Below are 18,483 nucleotides of genomic sequence, written 5' to 3' on the forward strand. Positions count from 1 at the left end.
TTTTTATCCTGAGTCAAATTATATTAGATGGACACAACATTTGTAAACTTATTTTTTAAAATTATTTCAAAAAAGAAAAAAAGACCTACGATTGTAGATCTTCTTCATTCTCTTTAGCCTGAATAGGTAATGTAAAGATTATTTTTGTGCCTAGCCCTTCTTTACTTTCAATTGTAAATGTACCACCATGATCTTCAATGATTTTTTTACACAAAGGGATCCCAACACCTGTGCCTTTTTCCTTAGTTGTAAAGAAAGGTTTTCCTAACTGCTCTAAAATATCAGGAGCCATTCCTGGTCCAGTATCTTCAAGTGACACAACATATTCGTTCTCATTAACAAATGTATTCATATAGAAATATCGTCGTTCCTTTATCCCTTCATACGCTTCAATGGTATTTCGAAGCAAGTTTAATAGGACTTGTTTAATCATCGATTCGTTCACATTGACATATCCATTCACTTTACTAATTTGATAATCAAAAACAATATCGTGCAACAGACATTCAGAACGAATAATATACACCAGTGATTGCATAATGTTCTGCGGTAATAGTAATTTCTTTTCGATTCTTTTTCTAGATACTGATAAGAAATCTTCAATAATCTTATTCATTCGATCCAGTTCAGAAATAATCGTTGGGTAATACTTTGCTAAGTTGTTTGTTAAAGATGACAATTGAAAAAAGCCCCGAATAACAGATAAAGGGTTTCTCAGCTCATGTGCTACACCTGCCGCAACATGTGTAACGGCCTCCATTTGTTGCTTATACGTTAATAGGTTTTCAAAGCGCTTTTGATAAGAATGATCATAAACAACAACTAGAATGCTATTATCGTCTTCAAAGTATATGCCTTTTATCGTATAAAAGTCTTCGTCTTCATAAAAACACCGTTTACTTGCTTTATTTGTAATTCTAATTTCACGAACAGTTGTTTTAATATCAACCAAAATCGGATGTACTTCCTCTACATCATGAATAACTTTTCCAACTAGCATATCCTCGCAATCCTCATTAAAATCAAGCAAATCAAGGAAGAGCTTATTACAATAACTGACTTTATCAGCAGAATTAATTGATAATAAGCATACATCTAATTCAGTGTAAAGCGTATCCTGAAACTTCTTCACTTTTTCTTTTTCAAGTAGTAAAAGATCTCGTGATAACCAATCATTTGTCTCGTCATTATCTTCTTTATAAATGGTTTTACCAGATAGCAATATTAAATTATCAATAGATCTTCCTTTATACAAAACGGTCTTATTTACTCCATGAACATTATGTATGACCTTTTTTGTTATTTCCTTACTACTCATAATTGATTGAAGAAACGTATATATGTCAGACCACTGATCATCAGAAAAATAATTAAAAAATGAGCTGTCTCTATGGCGAAAGTACCGTATGGCATTTTCATTCATGTCAATAATTTCACCCTTTGGATCGAGAAGAATTCGTAAATCTAGCGTCATTTCTTCAAAATTATTCTTATATTGATCTATATTTCGATCATATAGGGAGCTATTCATGAAGATCCTCCTTACCATGTTAATCCGTCTAAGAACAAAATGCCTTTCTTACTATTATACAGAATATTTTTTATATTTAATAGTTGTTTCTCTCAGATGTTCTTAATCACAACTTTTTTTTTTTTTCATACATTAGAATAAAGTTTTTATTTGCCTAACTGGAGGGGGGCACACGATGAATCCTTTTATTTATCAATTAGTAAATAACAAAATTAATCAATTAACTGTTGAAGAGCTCTTACAATTAAGTTCTCAGTATAATTATTCATTAACTAACAATGATGCAAAAAAAATTATTAGTATCTTACATTCTGAAGTTATCAATGTGACCGATGAAGAACAACGAAAACGTATTCTTAAACGAATAGAGAAAGAAGTTAGTCCTAAGATTGCACGTGAAATTCAAAGTTTAATTCAACATTATACGAGTTACCTTTAAACTATTTGAACGTTCATATTAATTGATATAAAACACAAAACGAGACGTCAAACATTCGTCTCGTTTTGTACTGCTTATTCAACTTATGCTTCAAGTAATTCCGCTTGTAGTCGCTCATTAAAATCTTTTGCTTTTAACATTTCGATTTCATGTTTATAAGGTGGTTTTTTATTATTTTTATCGGTCCCTACATAAGGAGTTTCAAGAATTTTTGGTACGCTCATTAATTGTGGATGATGAACAATTTCATTTAATGCTTTAAAACCGATATGTCCAAAACCAATATTTTCATGGCGGTCTTTTCTTGCTCCTCGTTCATTTTTACTATCATTGATATGAAGAACTTTGATCCGATCAATCCCAATTATTTTATCAAACTGATTTAAAACACCATCAAAATCGTTCACGATATCATAACCGGCATCGTGTGTATGGCAAGTATCAAAGCAAACAGAGAGCTTATCATTTAAAGTAACACCATCAATGATTTTGGCTAGCTCTTCAAAGCTCCGACCACACTCAGATCCTTTCCCAGCCATCGTTTCTAATGCTATTTGCACCTTTTGGTCTTTATGAAGAACTTCATTTAACCCCTCAATTATCTTATTTATCCCAGCTTCTGGCCCTGCTCCCACATGTGCTCCCGGATGCAAGACAATTTGCTTTGCACCTAACGCCTCTGTACGTTCAATCTCAGAACGAAGGAAATTGACACCAAGCTCAAACGTTTCTGGTTTTTGTGTATTTGCAATATTAATAATATAGGGGGCATGAACAACAATTTCATCAATCCCATGTTCTTTCATATGTGCAAGTCCAGCTTCAATATTTAATTCCTCTATTGGCTTACGTCTCGTGTTTTGTGGTGCACCAGTATAAATCATAAATGTATTTGCGCCATAGGATACCGCTTCTTCACTTGACGCTAACAACATCTTTTTCCCACTCATTGAAACATGTGAACCCAATATCACCTTATCTCCACTCCCTTTGATTTCTTCTATTTATTTAAGAACTTCTCTAAGTTACCCTTAAGTAATTCTACATTCTAAATTTTAAATTCTAAATTAAATTTTACTTCCTTTTTTTCAACTTTCTTTCTCTTTTTGCTTGCTTTTCTTTCGCCCATTTTGCTTTCTTTTTATAGCCAGGTTTTACAGCACGCTGTTTCGCCTTTGCTTTTCCACCCGTTCGTTCCTGCTGCTCATTTTTTTGTGGTGTTTTTCTTTGCTCTTGTTCCTCTTCTTTTTTCACTGTTTTTCGATCAAGCGATACCCAATCCCCTTGGCGAATATCTTTTAGAGAAAATGAAATACCTCTTTTTGTTAATTTTGCAATTGCTTGATCATCAGAAGGCTCATAAATGGTAGCAGCAATACCACTTTCTCCAGCTCGGGCAGACCGCCCCACACGATGGATATAAAAGTCTAAATCCTTTGGGATTTCGTAATTAATAATATGACTGATTCCTTTAATATCGATACCTCTAGCAGCCAAGTCAGTTGCAACTAAATATTGAATTTTGGCGTCTTGTAATTGTCTCATGACTTGTTTTCTTTGTCTAGGATTAAGATCCCCGTGTAAACGTTCAACGTTAAGTCCAGCCGCTACCATAGCATCAGCAACTTCATCTGCTTTTTCCTTTGTATTTGTAAAGATAATTGCTAAGAATGGATTATACAACCGAGCCACATCAATGAGTAATTTGTGCTTATCACGATGCCGTAATGGTATAAGAACATGGTCAATCGTTGCCGCCGTTACATCCTTTGGTTTGACTTGAACATGTCTAGGATTATTCATATACTTCCTTAAAAAAGGCTGCAATTTTTCTGGAATCGTTGCTGAAAAAACGAGCATTTGTATCTGTTCAGCCATACGTGCAGCAATTTTATCAACATCAGCAATAAAACCCATATCTAACATTTGATCTGCTTCGTCAACAACAAGCTTTGTCGCCGTATACACTTTTAAGGCTTGACTATTAACCATATCATAAATACGACCAGGTGTTCCAACAACGATATGTGGTTGATTTTTTAGCTTGTCCATAGTACGTACACGGTCAGTACCTCCAACTAACAATTTGGCTGTAATGACTTCATCTTCTGAACAAAATTCCAATAATTTTTGAAGCTCAGTATAGATTTGACTGGCTAGCTCTCTTGTAGGCGCAGTGATCACCGCTTGTACTTCATCCCGACCTGCTTCAATTTGATCGACAATTGGTAATAGAAATGCTAATGTTTTTCCGGACCCAGTCTGAGATTGCCCAATTGCATCTACTCCATTACGAATAGCTGGAATTAGCCTTTCCTGAATTTCAGTAGGTAATAAAAACCCTTGTTCTTCTATCGCATCAATTAAAAAAGACTGCAAATTAAACCGTGCAAAATTTGATTGTTTGATCATTACTTAATTCTCCTCATACTTTATAATAGTTCACATTTTCCCTAAATAAGGCTCAATAGTATATTTTATCATGAAATAAACGAAAATAACCATCACGAACAAATAAAACATGCATATACCTATTTATAGATATAATATATCCATTGAAAGGAGACCAATATGTTTCCAACACGTCCACCAATTCCTGTTCAATCGTTTCATCCTGGTCACTATCCATTTCCTTCTGCTGGATTCCCTCCAATGATGCCCTCTGCAGGACATTTCCCCCCGCAGTCAGGTGTTCCAATGCAATCTGGCGGTTTGCTGTCCAGACTTTTTGGAGGGGCAGCTCGAACCGGTGTACCAGCCGGATTTACTGGATCTGCAGCTCCTGCAGGAGGAATGAGTAACCTACTTGGAATGCTCCAGCATGCACAAAGAGCATTCGGAGTCTATCAGCAAGTGAAGCCTATGATTGATCAATATGGTCCTATTATACGAAACGTACCAACAATGTATCGTGCATTAAAAGCAGTAAATGCAAATACAGAAAACAACGATTCTACTTCTTCATCAAAAAAAGGAACGAAAGAACCTTCAAAAAGGAAAAGAAAAAAAGGTACCACCAAAAAAACAGCTGCTCGACCTAAGAAACGAAATAACAAACCGAAATCGACACCCTCACCTAAATTATATGTATAACCATACCTAGTTTATCATTTATATCATTACTATTATTTTGGTCTAATCTAGTCTTTTTAACCAGTGTCAGTAGATTCTTTTACTGACACTTTTCATTTTATGTCGTTTTTTAAACTTTTTTCATAAAAGTACATATTTCCGGTAATAATATTATTGACACAACTCTCATCTACATAGTAAAATTTACTTTTATATTTTTTTATGTTACACTTAGCTTATTACATTAAGTGGAGGAATGCTCATGTTCAATGTCGGTGATCACGTAGTTTATCCTTATCATGGTGCTGGAACAATTAAAGAAGTACAGGAAAAGGAAGTTTTGGGGGAAACACTATCTTATTATGTCCTCTATTTCCCTTTAAATGATGTTACTCTCATGTTACCAGAAAACCGGATTGATCAATCTGGATTGAGAAGAGTCATTGATGAAGACCAGCTTAATGACGTTATAACAGCATTAACTAATGGAGCCCCAACAAAAAATGAAAACCCTAAACAATATTCAAGAGAGAATGAAAATCTCCTGAAGTCAGGAAGCATTATTGATGCAGCACATGTCATTGCAAATTTAAGCTTGAAAGAGAATGAGCGAACAAACGGACTCCACATTCAAGACAGAAAAAACCTTGATAAAGCAAAGCAATTTGTCGTAAGTGAACTTATTCTTATGAATGGAATGAGTGAAGAAGAAGCGTATTCATTTATCGATAAAAACTTGCAATCAGTCAAAGGTGCGTAATGAAGAAAGCATACTTTATTGATAAGAATTTCTTATCACAAACCTCCATTTAAAAAAGTGGAGGTTTTCTGTTGTTGTCTTATTAATTCAGCTCCGATATAATGGAGGACGAAACGGAATAGAGTGATGACTCTAGTGTAGGGGGAAAGAAAATGAAAGTTATAAAAATTTCACCAAGAGGGTATTGCTACGGCGTTGTTGATGCAATGGTACTGGCTCGCCAATCTGCAAAAAACCTAGATTTACCTAGACCAATCTATATTCTAGGAATGCTCGTTCATAACAAACATGTAACTGAAGCATTTGAAGAAGATGGAATTATTACATTAGATGGACCAAATCGTGTAGAAATTTTAAATAAAGTAGAAAAAGGAACAGTTATATTTACTGCTCATGGTGTCTCACCAGAAGTACGACGTTTAGCTCGCGAAAAAGGACTAACAACTGTTGATGCAACGTGTCCTGACGTTACAAGGACTCACGATTTAATTCGTGATAAAAAAGCAGAGGGATACCAGATTATCTATATCGGAAAAAAAGGACACCCAGAGCCTGAGGGTGCACTTGGGATTGCACCTGATATTGTTCACCTCGTCGAAAACGTTGAAGATGTTGAACAATTAACCATTGACTCCGATAAAGTAATCGTAACCAACCAAACAACAATGAGCCAATGGGATGTCTCACATATTATGAAAAAGGCCGTAGAAAAATACCCACACGCTGAAATTCATAATGAGATTTGCATGGCTACTCAACTTCGTCAGGAAGCTGTTGCTGAACAGGCAAAAGATTGTGACCTCGTTCTAGTAGTAGGAGATCCAAAGAGTAATAACTCTAATCGCCTGGCTCAAGTGTCACAAGAAATTGCAGGAACACCAGCATACCGTATTGCTGATGTCACAGAAATTAATCTCGATTGGCTACATGATGTAGAGATAGTTGGTGTTACTTCAGGTGCGTCTACACCAACCCCTATTACAAAAGAAGTCATTGAATATCTGGAGCAATTTGATGCAAATGATGAATCAACATGGACAAAAGAGAAAAAAGTTCAACTAAACCGAATTCTACCAAAAGTGAAATAAAATAAGAAAAATCCTCTTCTTTAGAGGATTTTTCTTATTTTATAATTTAGAATTTATAATGTAGAATTAAGAATTGGTGTATGCTATTTCTCAATGAAGGAATTTATAAACGACTAGCTACGAAGGTTATTACCTCTAATAATTCTTAATTCTAAATTCTACATTCTTAATTTTAAATTCTTACATGAATTTAAACGGATTCGTATTCGCCTTCGAAACTATGACTTCTGTTTCGTATGATTTTTCGTCAACAAATGATTGAAGGTAACGCCTTACCCCTTCTTTCATGATTTTCTCAATATGATGACCTGCATCAACCACATGTAAACCTTCCATTAATGCATCATGAGCAACATGATAATAGACATCTCCAGTAACAAATACGTCAGCCCCTCTTATCCTGGCTGTTGACATATACTTATTCCCGTCACCACCAAGCACAGCGACCTTCTTGACCGTTGCATTTAAATTACCGACAACTCTTACTCCATCAAGTTCAAAGACGTTCTTAACATGGTTAGCAAATTCTTCTAAACTCATAGACTCACGTAACGTGCCAATTCGTCCTAATCCATAACTTTCACCTTTATTATCAAGCGAATAAATATCATAGGCAGGCTCTTCATATGGATGAGCCTTAATCATTGTGGAGATCACTTTGTTCTGCAAGTAAACTGGGAAAATACTCTCTATCTTCACTTCATCAACAAACTCCAATTTCCCGGACTGACCGATATGAGGGTTTGTATTGTCACCAGGTAGAAATGTACCTGTTCCTTCACTATTAAACGTACAATGACTATAATTACCAATATGACCGGCACCAGCATTTCCAATCGCTTCTCGCACATGATTTGCCTGTGACTTTGGAACGAATACAACAAGCTTTTTTAAAATTATTTCAGTTGTTGGAGCTAGAACTTCAGTGTCTTCTAACTGTAATGCCTCCGCAAGTAAATCATTCACTCCACCCTTAGCCACATCTAAATTTGTATGTGCTGCATAAACAGCAATATCGTGCTTCAAACATTTTTCAACGATTCGTCCAGATGAATAATCAGTATTGATGTTTTTTAGCGGGCGAAAGATAACTGGGTGATGAGCAATGATCAAATCAATGTTATGTTCGATCGCTTCATCAATCACATTTTCCAAAATATCTAATGTGATCATAACTCTTGATACTGGCTTATTTAATGTCCCTATTTGGAGTCCGATCTTATCCCCTTCAACCGCCAATGATTTAGGAGCTAACTTTTCAAATGCCTGAATTAACGTTTGACCATGAATCGGCTTACTCATCGCTTAGAACCTCCTCTACTTGATTTATTCTTTTCCTTAAATCCTCTTTTCTTTGAATGAGTTCATCAGTCTGATTCGCATTGTCCAATTGCTGTAAAACCCTATTCCAATTCTTTACTTCAAGCATCCATTTTTTTCTAAAAGCATCAGATTTCTTTTTCATTAAATAAGGGCCAAGCAGTAATTCTACCCGTATTTGATCAGAATAGGGACGCCCCCCTTGACCAGGTTCTGCAACTAATATTTCATAAACTTTTCCATCTTCTTCAAGAATATCTTCAGATAACAGTTCCCAATCATGATCTTTTAACCATACTCTTATTGTATCAGCTGCTACATTAGGTTGTAGAACCAGTCTTTGAACACCCTCTAATTTCCCCTTGCCTTCTTCAAGAATTTGGGTAATAAGGCTTCCACCCATACCACAAATCGTAATGGTATCTGCTTCCGCTTTTTCGATAACCTCAAGCCCATTTCCTTTACGAACTGATATTACTTGCTCAAGCCCTGATTTCTTTACCTGAGAGATTGCTGATTGAAATGGACCATCATTAACTTCTCCAGCAATTCCTCCACGAATTTTTCCTTGAAGATAAGCATAACAAGGCAAATAAGCATGATCCGATCCAATATCAGCAATGAAAGCGCCAGCCGGAATCTTTTCAACTACACTATTTAATCGTTCAGATAACTTTAATTCATTCATTACATTTCACCACAATTTATGTATTTGTCTATCTTTTCTTATATTAGCTTTTCTATTTTACTAATACAAGTAATGTCAATCTCTAAATAATTCCAATAAAAAAAGGAGGCTATATATCCTCCTTCTTTCCACTGTATTACTGTTCTAAAATATATGTAGCAATCGCATCTGCTTCTGCTTCAGATACTAAACCTCCTGGCATACCAGTGGCACCGTTAATAATCGTATCAACAATCTCATCATGTGAAAGATCAGTTCCAATTAATGCTGGTCCTGCTCCACCTGATAGATCGCCACCGTGACACCCTACACAAGATCCAAGCTCTGGACCATCAGTTCCTGTTGCATCAGTAGCTTGTTCTTCAGCTGGTGGTGCATCGCCTTCAGCTTCTTCTGTAGGCATTTGACCTAAACCTACAAAGGAAAGAATGATCATAGCAACAATCCCTACTACTGCTGTAACCGCCCAAGGGTAAAGTGGTTTACCTTTCATATGCTTTACCTCCTTTACAATAAAATTTCTATTCTATAGACAAGTTAATAATCACTACCTTATTTTACTTGAAAAACTCAAAAGAGAAAAGGGGTATATCAATTTTTGCTACATTTGGTCGCCTTTTGTAACAATTTTATATGACTCCGTTATTGTTTCCAGTTCATTTGTTTACATGACAACCATTAAATAAACCCGAAATTTCTAATCGCTCATTTGCAATACAACAAAAAAGTCAGTAAAATAAATGACAAGAAACAAATTTTCCAGTAACATACATTTATTTAAGATATTATAATTAAAAGAAAAAGAATGGTTTACTCCAGTTATCTGAAGTAAACCCCGAAGTTTTACTATTACTATTCTAAGAAATCTTTCAAACGCTTGCTACGACTTGGATGGCGTAATTTACGCAGTGCTTTCGCTTCAATTTGACGGATACGTTCTCTTGTAACACCGAAGACTTTTCCTACTTCTTCTAGCGTTCGTGTACGACCGTCATCCAAACCAAAACGAAGTCTTAGAACATTTTCCTCTCGATCAGTAAGAGTATCTAAAACATCTTCCAGTTGTTCTTTTAAGAGCTCATATGCAGCTGCATCTGAAGGTGCTAGTGCTTCCTGGTCTTCAATAAAGTCGCCCAAATGTGAATCATCTTCTTCACCAATAGGAGTTTCCAGTGATACTGGTTCTTGAGCAATTTTCAAAATTTCTCGAACCTTTTCAGGTGTTAAATCCATTTCTTCACTAACTTCTTCCGGTGTTGGTTCACGGCCTAAATCTTGAAGTAATTGACGTTGAACCCGAATTAATTTATTAATTGTTTCCACCATATGCACTGGTATACGAATAGTTCGTGCTTGGTCTGCAATTGCTCTCGTTATCGCTTGACGGATCCACCATGTAGCATACGTACTAAACTTAAAACCTTTATCATAATCAAACTTTTCAACTGCCTTAATAAGCCCCATGTTACCTTCTTGGATTAAATCAAGGAATAACATCCCACGGCCAACATAACGCTTAGCTATACTGACAACTAATCGAAGGTTCGCTTCTGCAAGTCTGCGCTTTGCCTCTTCATCTCCATCTTCAATTCTTTTTGCCAGCTCAATTTCTTCTTCAGCTGATAGTAGTGGGACACGACCGATTTCTTTTAAATACATTCTAACCGGATCATTTATTTTAATACCAGGGGGTACACTGAGATCATTAAGATCGAACTCTTCTTCTTCTTTTACAACCTGTTGTAAATTAGGCCCATCTTCTGACTCATTTAACACTTCAATCCCTTGTTCGCCTAGATCTTCAAAGAACTCGTCCATTTGATCAGAATCTTGATCGAACCCCGACAGCCGCTCTGTAACTTCAGCGTAGGTTAATACACCACGCTTCTTCCCGAGTTCTATTAGTTGTTCTTTAACTTGATCGATGGATAATTCGCCTTCCGCCACAGGACGTATTGGTTTCTCAGCCATTCGATCCCCTCCTTCCGTAATTTACAGCACAGCTAAATTGTATTTTTATTTATATCGATAGCTTAAAATTAACCCCCAGAGAGATTTTTTTTCATCTGAATAATCTCCATGGCAATTTGGGCAGCTAGTGTATAATTTTGCTTTTTTTCAGCCTCTTTTTTTTGCTTTTCTTTTTCCTCGATTTCAATCCACTTAGGGTAATTGCTAATGAGTTTAATATAGTCAGATAATTCCTGATCAGATAATTCTTCATTTGTCGTCATCATAGCAACTTCAGTTGTAATTTGAATGAGTTTTTCATCGTTCAGCTTCTGAATAAATTGACTATAATCTGGCCTGTTTCCTTCCGCATAATAGGCGTATAAGTATGCGGCAATTGCATCATGTTCTTCTGTTTGAAATGAACCACCTAGTTTTTCTTGAACTTTAAAGGCAATTTCATCGTTTTTTAACATGTGATAGAGTAAAATCCGTTCAGCATTTTGAAATGCCGGTAATAACCTTTTTTGGGCGAACTCTTTTCGTTTGATCTGTGCATCTATTTTTTGAGATGTATGATTCTTAGCTTTCCCTTTTTGACGACGATAAATTTGATATTGTTCTTGTTTTAATGCATCTAAAGAAAGCGAAAATTCTTCGGCTAACTGTCTTAAATAATGATCGCGTTCGACCGAACGTGAGAGCTGACTAATCTCTGTTAGAACTTCTTCAATATAGTGCAGCCGTATTCCTTCATCCTGAAGATTTTTCCCTCTTCTTAAATATTCCATTTTGAATGCCATTAACGTTAAACTTGCCCCTATTACATCCGTTATAAAGCGTTCAGCTCCATATTTTTGAATGAAGTCATCAGGATCAAATCCTTCTGGCAATCTTGCTATTTTCACAAAACAACCTGCTTCTTGTAATATAGCCGAAGCTTTATAAGTTGCTTGTAATCCAGCTTGGTCAGAGTCATAACAGATAATAACTGTTTCTGCATTTCGTCTGATTATTTTCGCTTGTTGTTCTGTCAACGCTGTACCTAGTGTAGCAACACCATTTTCAACACCTGCCCGCCAGGACGAAATCACATCGACATATCCTTCAAAAAGGACAATTTGATTTAACTTCCTTATCGCAGGTCGAGCAAGATGTAAGCCATATAATGTTTTACTCTTATTAAATAGCAATGTCTCAGGACTATTTAAATACTTTGGTTGACCTTCTCCTATTATTCGTCCTCCAAATGCAATTGCTTTGCCTTGACTATCCCAAATAGGAAACATAATCCGATTTCTGAACCGGTCAAATTGTTTTCCATCAAACTCTCTCTTCGCTAAAAGGCCCGCCTCCTCCATGATTGGCAGCGAGTACTTTCTCTTCATGAAAAAATTTGTTAATGTATCCCAAGTGTTCGGTGCAAAACCTATCTTAAACTTATTAATAATTTCATCAGTAAAACCTCGGCTTCTCAGATAGGAAATCCCCACCTCCCCATGTTCAGTAGTTAGTAGAAGATGATGAAAGAGCTTAACTGCCAGTTCATGCCCCTCTATCATAACGTTACGTTTATCAGAACCTTCATATTGTTGGTTTACTTCCAATTCCGGAAGGGGAATATTCGCCTTTTCAGCCAATATTTTTACTGATTCAATAAAGTTAATTCCTTCCAATTGCATTAAAAAGGAAAGGCTGTTACCTCCTGCTTTGCAACCAAAGCAATGATATAATTGTTTTTCAGGCGACACTGAAAATGACGGAGTATTTTCTCCATGAAAAGGACAAAGTCCTATGTAATTGCGGCCTTGTTTCTTCAAATGAATATATTCACTGATGAGGTCAACAATGTCCACTGATTTTTTTATTTTCTCAATTTTTTCTTCTGAAATTCGACTCCCCATTTCCCAATCACCTATCAAAAGGAATGAAATAAATATTTTCTTGCTATTCTACAAAATTCCTTCTTTTTTTATCAAATTTTTTTTTAATGTATTGCAAAAGGACTGGCGATCAGCTTCAGTAAACTTTGTCGGCCCCTTTGTTTTCCCCCCTGCTCTTCGTTGTTTTTGTGACATATGTCTACTATGCAATAACCCTAGCATATCCTTTTCTAAATATTGTTTTCCTCTCGGGGAAATGACGATTGACCCGCGAGGGACTAAGATCGATGCTAGAGCATGATCTTGAGTAATAACTATGTCGTTTCGGGAAACATTGTTCATCAAATATAGATCGACTTCTTCTCTTTCACAGTCTACAAATACCCATTTCTGATCAGCATGCTCACTCATATGGGCATAAGACGCTACAAAAACCGCCTCAACATCGTTTTCAGCCGTAATCGCAACGATCTCTTGCTTGACCGGACAAGAATCAGCATCAACAAAAACTTTTCTGCTTTTTTTCGTCATATTTCACTAATTCTACATCTCCTTAAAGATTCCTTCTTTCATTTTTTGTTTTAAATACAAGAATTTTGTCGAGAGTTCATCGTACCACTGCTACTATCTTTTCCCAAAAAAACAAGAAAAAGTCTTGACTTTTTTATTTTATTTGATCTTTTTTCGTTTTATGTATACTTTCCATGTGAAATAATTTAATTCACAATATTCTATTATAGTTCATTTTTTAAATTCTAACCACTATTTTATTAGATAATGTGTTTTTAGATATCTTTCAGTTTGTTCATACCTATACTGTGTATACTTCTGGACAGAAAAAAAAGAGTACAGCTTTGTACCCTTTCCTAACTATTGCTTTTCCCCTGGAACATATTCCAAATTAAATTAGCCGTTTCTTCAACTGCTTTATTTGAAACATCAATCACTGTGCAACCAATCTTTTTCATTATTTTCTCGGAATACACTAATTCTTCTTTAATCCGATCCATATTAGCATAATTTGCCTGTGATTTTAATCCAAGTGCTTTCAAACGTTCTGCACGAATGTCATTTAATTTTTCAGGACTAATTGTTAGTCCAATACATTTTTTTGGTGATACCTTAAATAATTCTTCTGGTGGTTCAACTTCGGGAACTAATGGAACATTAGCTACTTTTAGTCTTTTATGAGCTAAATATTGCGATAGAGGTGTTTTGGACGTCCTAGAAACGCCAATTAAAACAACATCTGCACGGACAATCCCTCTTGGATCTCGTCCATCATCATATTTTACGGCAAACTCTATCGCCTCTACCTTACGAAAATAATCTTCATCAAGCTTATGAATAATACCCGGTTCATAGCGCGGCTCAAGTTTTGTCTTTTTTCCAATTTGATTAATCATAGGACCGATGATGTCAACCGTATCTACTCCTGCCGCCTGAGCATGTTCAAGAAGATGTTTCTTCATTTCTGGTATGACGAGTGTAAAAGCGATGATTGCATTTACCTCTTTGGCAAGCGCGATAACTTCATTTATCGTGCCAATATCTTCAACGTATGGAATACGTCGAATTTCGATTCCCGAATAATGAAACTGACTTGCGGCAGCTTTCACTACTAATTCAGCGGTTTCTCCGACTGAATCAGATACAACATATACAATCGGGGATTTATTAAGTCCTTCCATCATTACCTCCTTATAACGGTATCAATAATGATTTATATTACTTCATCTTTCGCAAGATCGACTAAGGCTTTTGTTATGTTTGTTTTGGTAATCCTGCCTACGACCTCAAAGCCAGAACCTTCTTCTGTGTTTCGAACAACAGGAAGCGCGTCGATTTGTTTATCGATCAGCTTCTCAGCTACATCGATGAGTAAATCATCTTTCGTACACATTGTTATGTTAGGCATTCTAGTCATAATAATACTAACAGGAATACTTTCAAGGTCTTGCTTTCCGATACTTGCACGTAATAAATCTTTTCTTGATAATACACCAAGAAGAGATGACTTTGAATCAACTACAAATAATGTACCTACATCTTCTAAGAACATCGTTACTATAGCATCATACACCGAAGAAGCTTCATTAACAACTACGGGAATGGATTGGTAATGATGAACTGTTAATTTTTTTACTTTTTCTGATAAGACTTGTGAACCTGTTTTACCTGTATAGAAATAACCAACACGTGGTCTAGCATCTAAAAAACCAGCCATCGTTAGTATAGCTAAATCAGGACGAAGCGTCGCCCTAGTTAACGATAACCTTTCGGCAATTTGCTCCCCGGTAATCGGACCATTTGATTTAACAATATCTAAAATTTGTTCTTGTCGTATAGTAAGTTCGATTATTCTCACCGCCTCCATAACACAATTAAATGTGTTATGCTTTTTGCAATAATTATATACTAATTCTGCAAAATTATAAACAATAGAATACACTATTACTATATTTTATATTTTCTGTATTTTCATTATCACGATGAAAAAGGAGATGCCTTAATTGCAAAGTAACAGTCACCTCGAATACAAATATAGAAGTTAATTGTGATGTAACCTCTTATATTTTATAAACGTTGAGGAAAACTGTCACCTATGAGACATCCCCTTTTTTAGAATATTTTATGCAAATACAATAGAGTTAAAATGGGCAAATGAAGTGATGACATCTGAAAGCTGCTTCATCTGACTCAAACGGTTCTTTTTAATTTTTTCATCTTCTGACATAACCATTATTTTATCAAAATAACGGTTAATCTCATCTCTTAGCGATGAAAGTGCCGCAAATGCTCTAACAACGTCCCCTTCTGCTAAAGCTTCAGTTACGATGAGCTCCACTTCCTTGTAAGCTGCAAAAAGCTTAACTTCTTCATCCGCTTGGAAAAGCTGCTCCTCGATTACAATCTCCTTCTCGTCTGCCTTTTTAGCAATATTCGTTACTCGGCTAAGTGCTTCCACTGTATCTTTAAATTCAGCTTCATTTAGCTGCTCCATCAAAAATTCAGCTTTTTTCACTGCAACATCGATACGTTTAATGTTGCTAGATAACACTGCATCAATCGCGTCATATCGAACATTTCTCTCTTGTAGTGTATTTTTAATACGCAGCTTAAAAAATTCTAATAAATTAGCTAATACTTCACCTTTATCTTTCTTTAGTAATTGTCTCTTTTCAACATTATCAATTGCAATTTCTAATAGATTGTCAAATTCTACAGTCCAGCCTTTGTCAAGGATAATTTGAATGATACCCGCTGCTTGTCTGCGAAGAGCATAAGGGTCTTGAGAACCTGTAGGAATTAATCCAATTCCAAAACAAGTGACTAACGTGTCCAGTTTATCAGCTATACTTACGGCTGCACCAATATTTGATTCAGGACTTCGATCTCCCGAGAAACGCGGCATGTAATGTTCATTAATTGCCTTCGCAACTGCAGCTTCTTCACCTGCAATAATTGCATATTCTTCTCCCATTAGCCCTTGCAACTCAGGAAATTCATAGACCATTTGTGTAACAAGATCAAATTTAGACAACTCAGCCGCTCGGTCAACTTGCCCTTTTTCACTTTGACTAAATTGAAGTACTTCCGCAATCGCCTTTGCATGGTCACGGATCCTGCGCACTTTATCTCCAATTGAGCCGAGACTTTCATGATAGACAATGTTTTCTAACTTCGCCAGGGCGTCTTCAATCTTCATTTTTTGGTCTTCTTTATGGAAAAACTGCGCATCTGCTAAACGAGCTCTTAACACTTTTTCATTTCCTTTTGCAATGTTTTCAAGATGACTATCATTGCCATTGCGGACTGTTACAAAGTAAGGGAGTAATTCCCCATCTTTATTTGTAACTGGAAAATAACGCTGATGCTCGCGCATGGAAGTAATGAGTACCTCCTTTGGTAAGGATAAATAACTTTCATCGAACCCTCCAAACAATGCAGTTGGGTACTCAACTAAATTATTAACCTCTTCAAGAAGAGCCTCGTCCACCGGGATCGTCCACCCTTGTTCAGATTCAATTGTCATTAACTGTTGTCGTATTAACTGTTTTCTTTCATTTGGATCTACAATGACATATTGTTCTTTTAGTGCTTCCACATACGAGCCTGGTGCTTCTATATCAATCTCGCTGCCAAGGAAACGATGACCGATTGATTGTTGACCTGATCGTACATTTGTTATCTCCACAGGAACAACATCATTCCCAAACATAATGACAAGCCATTGGATAGGACGTACAAAGCGGAGATCATAAGCATTCCAACGCATGTTTTTTGGAAAACTCATTCCTTTAATAATTTCCTCTATTTTAGGTAGCAGGTTCACTGTTTCTTTCCCCTCAGTGAATTTTTTAGCAAAAACATATTCAACACCTTTTACCTCTTTGAAAAATAAATCTCCAGGCTCAACACCTTGTCCTCGAGCGAAACCTAATGCCGCTTTTGACCAATTCCCTTCATCATCTTTAGCAATTTTCTTCGCAGGCCCTCTGGCTTCTTCTTCCATATCTTCTTGTTGCTCAGCTACATCATGAATAAGGACAGCTAATCTACGAGGAGTTGAAAAAGCTTCAAGCTCACCAAATTTTACTCGCTCGTTTGTTAGCCAGTCAGCGATCTTCTCTGTTAACTGGTTCATTGCATCCGTAACAAAACGGGCTGGCATTTCTTCAAGACCGATTTCTAATAAAAAGTCTCGTTTACTCATTTTCATTCCCCCCCTTATTTTTTAACATCGGAAATCCTAATCGTTCTCTCTCTTCGTAATACGTATTCGCACATTTTCGAGCTAGATTACGAACCCTGCCAATGTAGCCTGTTCTCTCCGTTACTGAAATAGCCCCTCTCGCATCGAGCAAGTTAAACACATGCGAACATTTCAAAACGTAATCATACGCAGGAAAAACGAGATTTTCAGTTAATGCACGTTCTGCTTCTTGCTCATATGTTGAGAACAAATTAAAGAGCATTTTGCTATCAGATACTTCGAATGTATACTTTGAATGTTCATATTCTGGTTGTAAAAATACATCACCATATGTAAATCCATTCACCCATTCTAAGTCAAATACATTTTCTTTCTCCTGAATATAGGAAGCTAATCTCTCGATACCATATGTAATTTCAACGGCAACCGGATTTGCATCAATACCACCTACTTGTTGAAAATACGTAAATTGAGTGATCTCCATTCCATCTAACCAAACTTCCCATCCAAGACCCCAAGCACCCAGCGTTGGCGATTCCCAGTTGTCTTCCACGAAACGAATGTCATGCTCTAATGGATTTATCCCTAATTCCTTTAAGCTTTCTAAATATAGCTCTTGAATATTATCAGGCGATGGTTTCATAATAACTTGAAATTGATGATGCTGATAAAGTCTGTTTGGATTTTCACCATACCTTCCGTCAGCTGGTCTTCTTGATGGCTCAACATAAGCAACATTCCATGGTTCAGGACCAATACTCCGTAAAAATGTCATAGGATTCATAGTACCTGCACCTTTTTCCACATCATACGCTTGCATAATTAAGCAATTTTGCTTCGCCCAAAAATTTTGCAGCGTTAAAATCATATCTTGAACGTTCATGTCATACCTCCATTTTTTCTTATAGTTTAGAGTTTAGAGTTTAGAGTTTAGAGTTAAAGACCTTCTGTTAAAATTTTAAGAAAGTAAAGCATCCGTGAAATTACTTACAAATAACTCTACACTCTAAACTTTCAACTCTAAACTAAACAAAA

The 18,483-nt window shown here is 36.2% G+C and carries 17 protein-coding genes; 4 read left to right on the forward strand and 13 right to left on the reverse strand.

Annotation, left to right across the window (positions count from 1 at the left end; all coding sequences use genetic code 11):
* Window positions 1–85 precede the first annotated feature (85 nt).
* Window positions 86–1,531, reverse strand: a complete 1,446-nt coding sequence (locus ACJ2A9_RS05565; protein ID WP_441420624.1) for a two-component system sensor histidine kinase NtrB — start codon at window positions 1,529–1,531, stop codon at window positions 86–88.
* A 175-nt stretch (window positions 1,532–1,706) separates the two neighbouring features.
* Here ACJ2A9_RS05565 and ACJ2A9_RS05570 point away from each other — a divergent pair, with 175 nt between their 5' ends.
* Entirely contained in the window at window positions 1,707–1,970 is a 264-nt protein-coding gene (locus ACJ2A9_RS05570; RefSeq protein ID WP_441420625.1) for a DUF2624 family protein, read from the forward strand.
* A gap of 83 nt (window positions 1,971–2,053) precedes the next feature.
* Here the strand turns inward: ACJ2A9_RS05570 and ACJ2A9_RS05575 are convergent, their stop codons facing one another.
* Together ACJ2A9_RS05575 and ACJ2A9_RS05580 are read right to left on the reverse strand one after the other, a co-directional pair.
* Window positions 2,054–2,944, reverse strand: a complete 891-nt coding sequence (locus tag ACJ2A9_RS05575) for a deoxyribonuclease IV (protein WP_441420626.1) — start codon at window positions 2,942–2,944, stop codon at window positions 2,054–2,056.
* Window positions 2,945–3,044: 100 nt separating this feature from the next.
* Window positions 3,045–4,379 carry a DEAD/DEAH box helicase gene (locus ACJ2A9_RS05580; protein WP_441421034.1) on the reverse strand — a complete coding sequence of 445 codons (1,335 nt, stop codon included), beginning with the start codon at window positions 4,377–4,379 and terminating at the stop codon, window positions 3,045–3,047.
* Window positions 4,380–4,541: 162 nt separating this feature from the next.
* Between ACJ2A9_RS05580 and vrrA the strand changes: the two genes are divergently transcribed.
* From vrrA to ACJ2A9_RS05595, 3 genes are all read left to right on the forward strand, one after another.
* Window positions 4,542–5,063, forward strand: a complete 522-nt coding sequence (gene vrrA, locus ACJ2A9_RS05585; RefSeq protein ID WP_441420627.1) for a VrrA/YqfQ family protein — start codon at window positions 4,542–4,544, stop codon at window positions 5,061–5,063.
* A gap of 241 nt (window positions 5,064–5,304) precedes the next feature.
* Complete coding sequence (locus ACJ2A9_RS05590; RefSeq protein ID WP_441420628.1) at window positions 5,305–5,802, forward strand: CarD family transcriptional regulator; 498 nt, start codon at window positions 5,305–5,307, stop codon at window positions 5,800–5,802.
* 152 nt (window positions 5,803–5,954) lie between these two features.
* Window positions 5,955–6,890: a 4-hydroxy-3-methylbut-2-enyl diphosphate reductase gene (locus ACJ2A9_RS05595; RefSeq protein ID WP_441420629.1), complete on the forward strand. Its 936-nt coding sequence runs from the start codon at window positions 5,955–5,957 to the stop codon at window positions 6,888–6,890.
* A gap of 180 nt (window positions 6,891–7,070) precedes the next feature.
* On the opposite strand, the gene ACJ2A9_RS05600 is transcribed toward ACJ2A9_RS05595, so the two are convergent.
* The 10 genes from ACJ2A9_RS05600 to glyQ all read right to left on the reverse strand — a co-directional run bounded on the left by ACJ2A9_RS05600 (window position 7,071) and on the right by glyQ (window position 18,331).
* Window positions 7,071–8,192 (reverse strand): Nif3-like dinuclear metal center hexameric protein, encoded by a 1,122-nt coding sequence (locus tag ACJ2A9_RS05600; protein WP_441420630.1) that lies wholly within the window; start codon window positions 8,190–8,192, stop codon window positions 7,071–7,073.
* The gene (locus ACJ2A9_RS05605) at window positions 8,185–8,898 is read right to left on the reverse strand and encodes a tRNA (adenine(22)-N(1))-methyltransferase (protein WP_441420631.1); all 714 of its coding nucleotides are present in this window, start codon (window positions 8,896–8,898) and stop codon (window positions 8,185–8,187) included. The genes ACJ2A9_RS05600 and ACJ2A9_RS05605 overlap by 8 nt, the downstream gene beginning before the upstream one ends.
* Window positions 8,899–9,034: 136 nt before the next feature.
* Window positions 9,035–9,391 carry a c-type cytochrome gene (locus ACJ2A9_RS05610; protein WP_441420632.1) on the reverse strand — a complete coding sequence of 119 codons (357 nt, stop codon included), beginning with the start codon at window positions 9,389–9,391 and terminating at the stop codon, window positions 9,035–9,037.
* 359 nt (window positions 9,392–9,750) lie between these two features.
* A complete protein-coding gene (gene rpoD, locus ACJ2A9_RS05615) occupies window positions 9,751–10,869 on the reverse strand; it encodes an RNA polymerase sigma factor RpoD (RefSeq protein WP_441420633.1) in 1,119 nt (372 codons plus the stop codon).
* 68 nt (window positions 10,870–10,937) lie between these two features.
* The gene (gene dnaG / locus ACJ2A9_RS05620) at window positions 10,938–12,752 is read right to left on the reverse strand and encodes a DNA primase (protein WP_441420634.1); all 1,815 of its coding nucleotides are present in this window, start codon (window positions 12,750–12,752) and stop codon (window positions 10,938–10,940) included.
* 48 nt (window positions 12,753–12,800) lie between these two features.
* On the reverse strand, window positions 12,801–13,262 hold the full coding sequence (locus tag ACJ2A9_RS05625) for a YaiI/YqxD family protein (RefSeq protein ID WP_441420635.1): 462 nt from the start codon (window positions 13,260–13,262) through the stop codon (window positions 12,801–12,803).
* A gap of 335 nt (window positions 13,263–13,597) precedes the next feature.
* Entirely contained in the window at window positions 13,598–14,422 is an 825-nt protein-coding gene (locus ACJ2A9_RS05630; RefSeq protein ID WP_441420636.1) for a pyruvate, water dikinase regulatory protein, read from the reverse strand.
* A 32-nt stretch (window positions 14,423–14,454) separates the two neighbouring features.
* A complete protein-coding gene (locus ACJ2A9_RS05635; RefSeq protein ID WP_441420637.1) occupies window positions 14,455–15,108 on the reverse strand; it encodes a helix-turn-helix transcriptional regulator in 654 nt (217 codons plus the stop codon).
* 255 nt (window positions 15,109–15,363) lie between these two features.
* Entirely contained in the window at window positions 15,364–17,448 is a 2,085-nt protein-coding gene (gene glyS, locus ACJ2A9_RS05640) for a glycine--tRNA ligase subunit beta (protein ID WP_441420638.1), read from the reverse strand.
* Window positions 17,441–18,331 (reverse strand): glycine--tRNA ligase subunit alpha, encoded by an 891-nt coding sequence (gene glyQ, locus ACJ2A9_RS05645; RefSeq protein WP_441420639.1) that lies wholly within the window; start codon window positions 18,329–18,331, stop codon window positions 17,441–17,443. Before glyQ ends, glyS begins: the two co-directional genes overlap by 8 nt.
* Window positions 18,332–18,483: the final 152 nt, after the last annotated feature.

The sequence above is a fragment of the Anaerobacillus sp. MEB173 genome (genome assembly GCF_052119505.1).
Taxonomy (GTDB): domain Bacteria; phylum Bacillota; class Bacilli; order Bacillales; family JBJMAU01; genus JBJMAU01.

Excerpts from the sequence above, each read along its gene's own strand:
- ACJ2A9_RS05565 (WP_441420624.1), bottom strand. The coding sequence starts at position 1,531 with ATGAATAGCTCCCTATATGATCGAAATATAGATCAATATAAGAATAAT.
- ACJ2A9_RS05570 (WP_441420625.1), top strand. The coding sequence starts at position 1,707 with ATGAATCCTTTTATTTATCAATTAGTAAATAACAAAATTAATCAATTA.
- vrrA (WP_441420627.1), top strand. The coding sequence starts at position 4,542 with ATGTTTCCAACACGTCCACCAATTCCTGTTCAATCGTTTCATCCTGGT.
- ACJ2A9_RS05590 (WP_441420628.1), top strand. The coding sequence starts at position 5,305 with ATGTTCAATGTCGGTGATCACGTAGTTTATCCTTATCATGGTGCTGGA.
- ACJ2A9_RS05595 (WP_441420629.1), top strand. The coding sequence starts at position 5,955 with ATGAAAGTTATAAAAATTTCACCAAGAGGGTATTGCTACGGCGTTGTT.
- ACJ2A9_RS05600 (WP_441420630.1), bottom strand. The coding sequence starts at position 8,192 with ATGAGTAAGCCGATTCATGGTCAAACGTTAATTCAGGCATTTGAAAAG.
- ACJ2A9_RS05605 (WP_441420631.1), bottom strand. The coding sequence starts at position 8,898 with ATGAATGAATTAAAGTTATCTGAACGATTAAATAGTGTAGTTGAAAAG.
- ACJ2A9_RS05610 (WP_441420632.1), bottom strand. The coding sequence starts at position 9,391 with ATGAAAGGTAAACCACTTTACCCTTGGGCGGTTACAGCAGTAGTAGGG.
- rpoD (WP_441420633.1), bottom strand. The coding sequence starts at position 10,869 with ATGGCTGAGAAACCAATACGTCCTGTGGCGGAAGGCGAATTATCCATC.
- dnaG (WP_441420634.1), bottom strand. The coding sequence starts at position 12,752 with ATGGGGAGTCGAATTTCAGAAGAAAAAATTGAGAAAATAAAAAAATCA.
- ACJ2A9_RS05625 (WP_441420635.1), bottom strand. The coding sequence starts at position 13,262 with ATGACGAAAAAAAGCAGAAAAGTTTTTGTTGATGCTGATTCTTGTCCG.
- ACJ2A9_RS05630 (WP_441420636.1), bottom strand. The coding sequence starts at position 14,422 with ATGGAAGGACTTAATAAATCCCCGATTGTATATGTTGTATCTGATTCA.
- ACJ2A9_RS05635 (WP_441420637.1), bottom strand. The coding sequence starts at position 15,108 with ATGGAGGCGGTGAGAATAATCGAACTTACTATACGACAAGAACAAATT.
- glyS (WP_441420638.1), bottom strand. The coding sequence starts at position 17,448 with ATGAGTAAACGAGACTTTTTATTAGAAATCGGTCTTGAAGAAATGCCA.
- glyQ (WP_441420639.1), bottom strand. The coding sequence starts at position 18,331 with ATGAACGTTCAAGATATGATTTTAACGCTGCAAAATTTTTGGGCGAAG.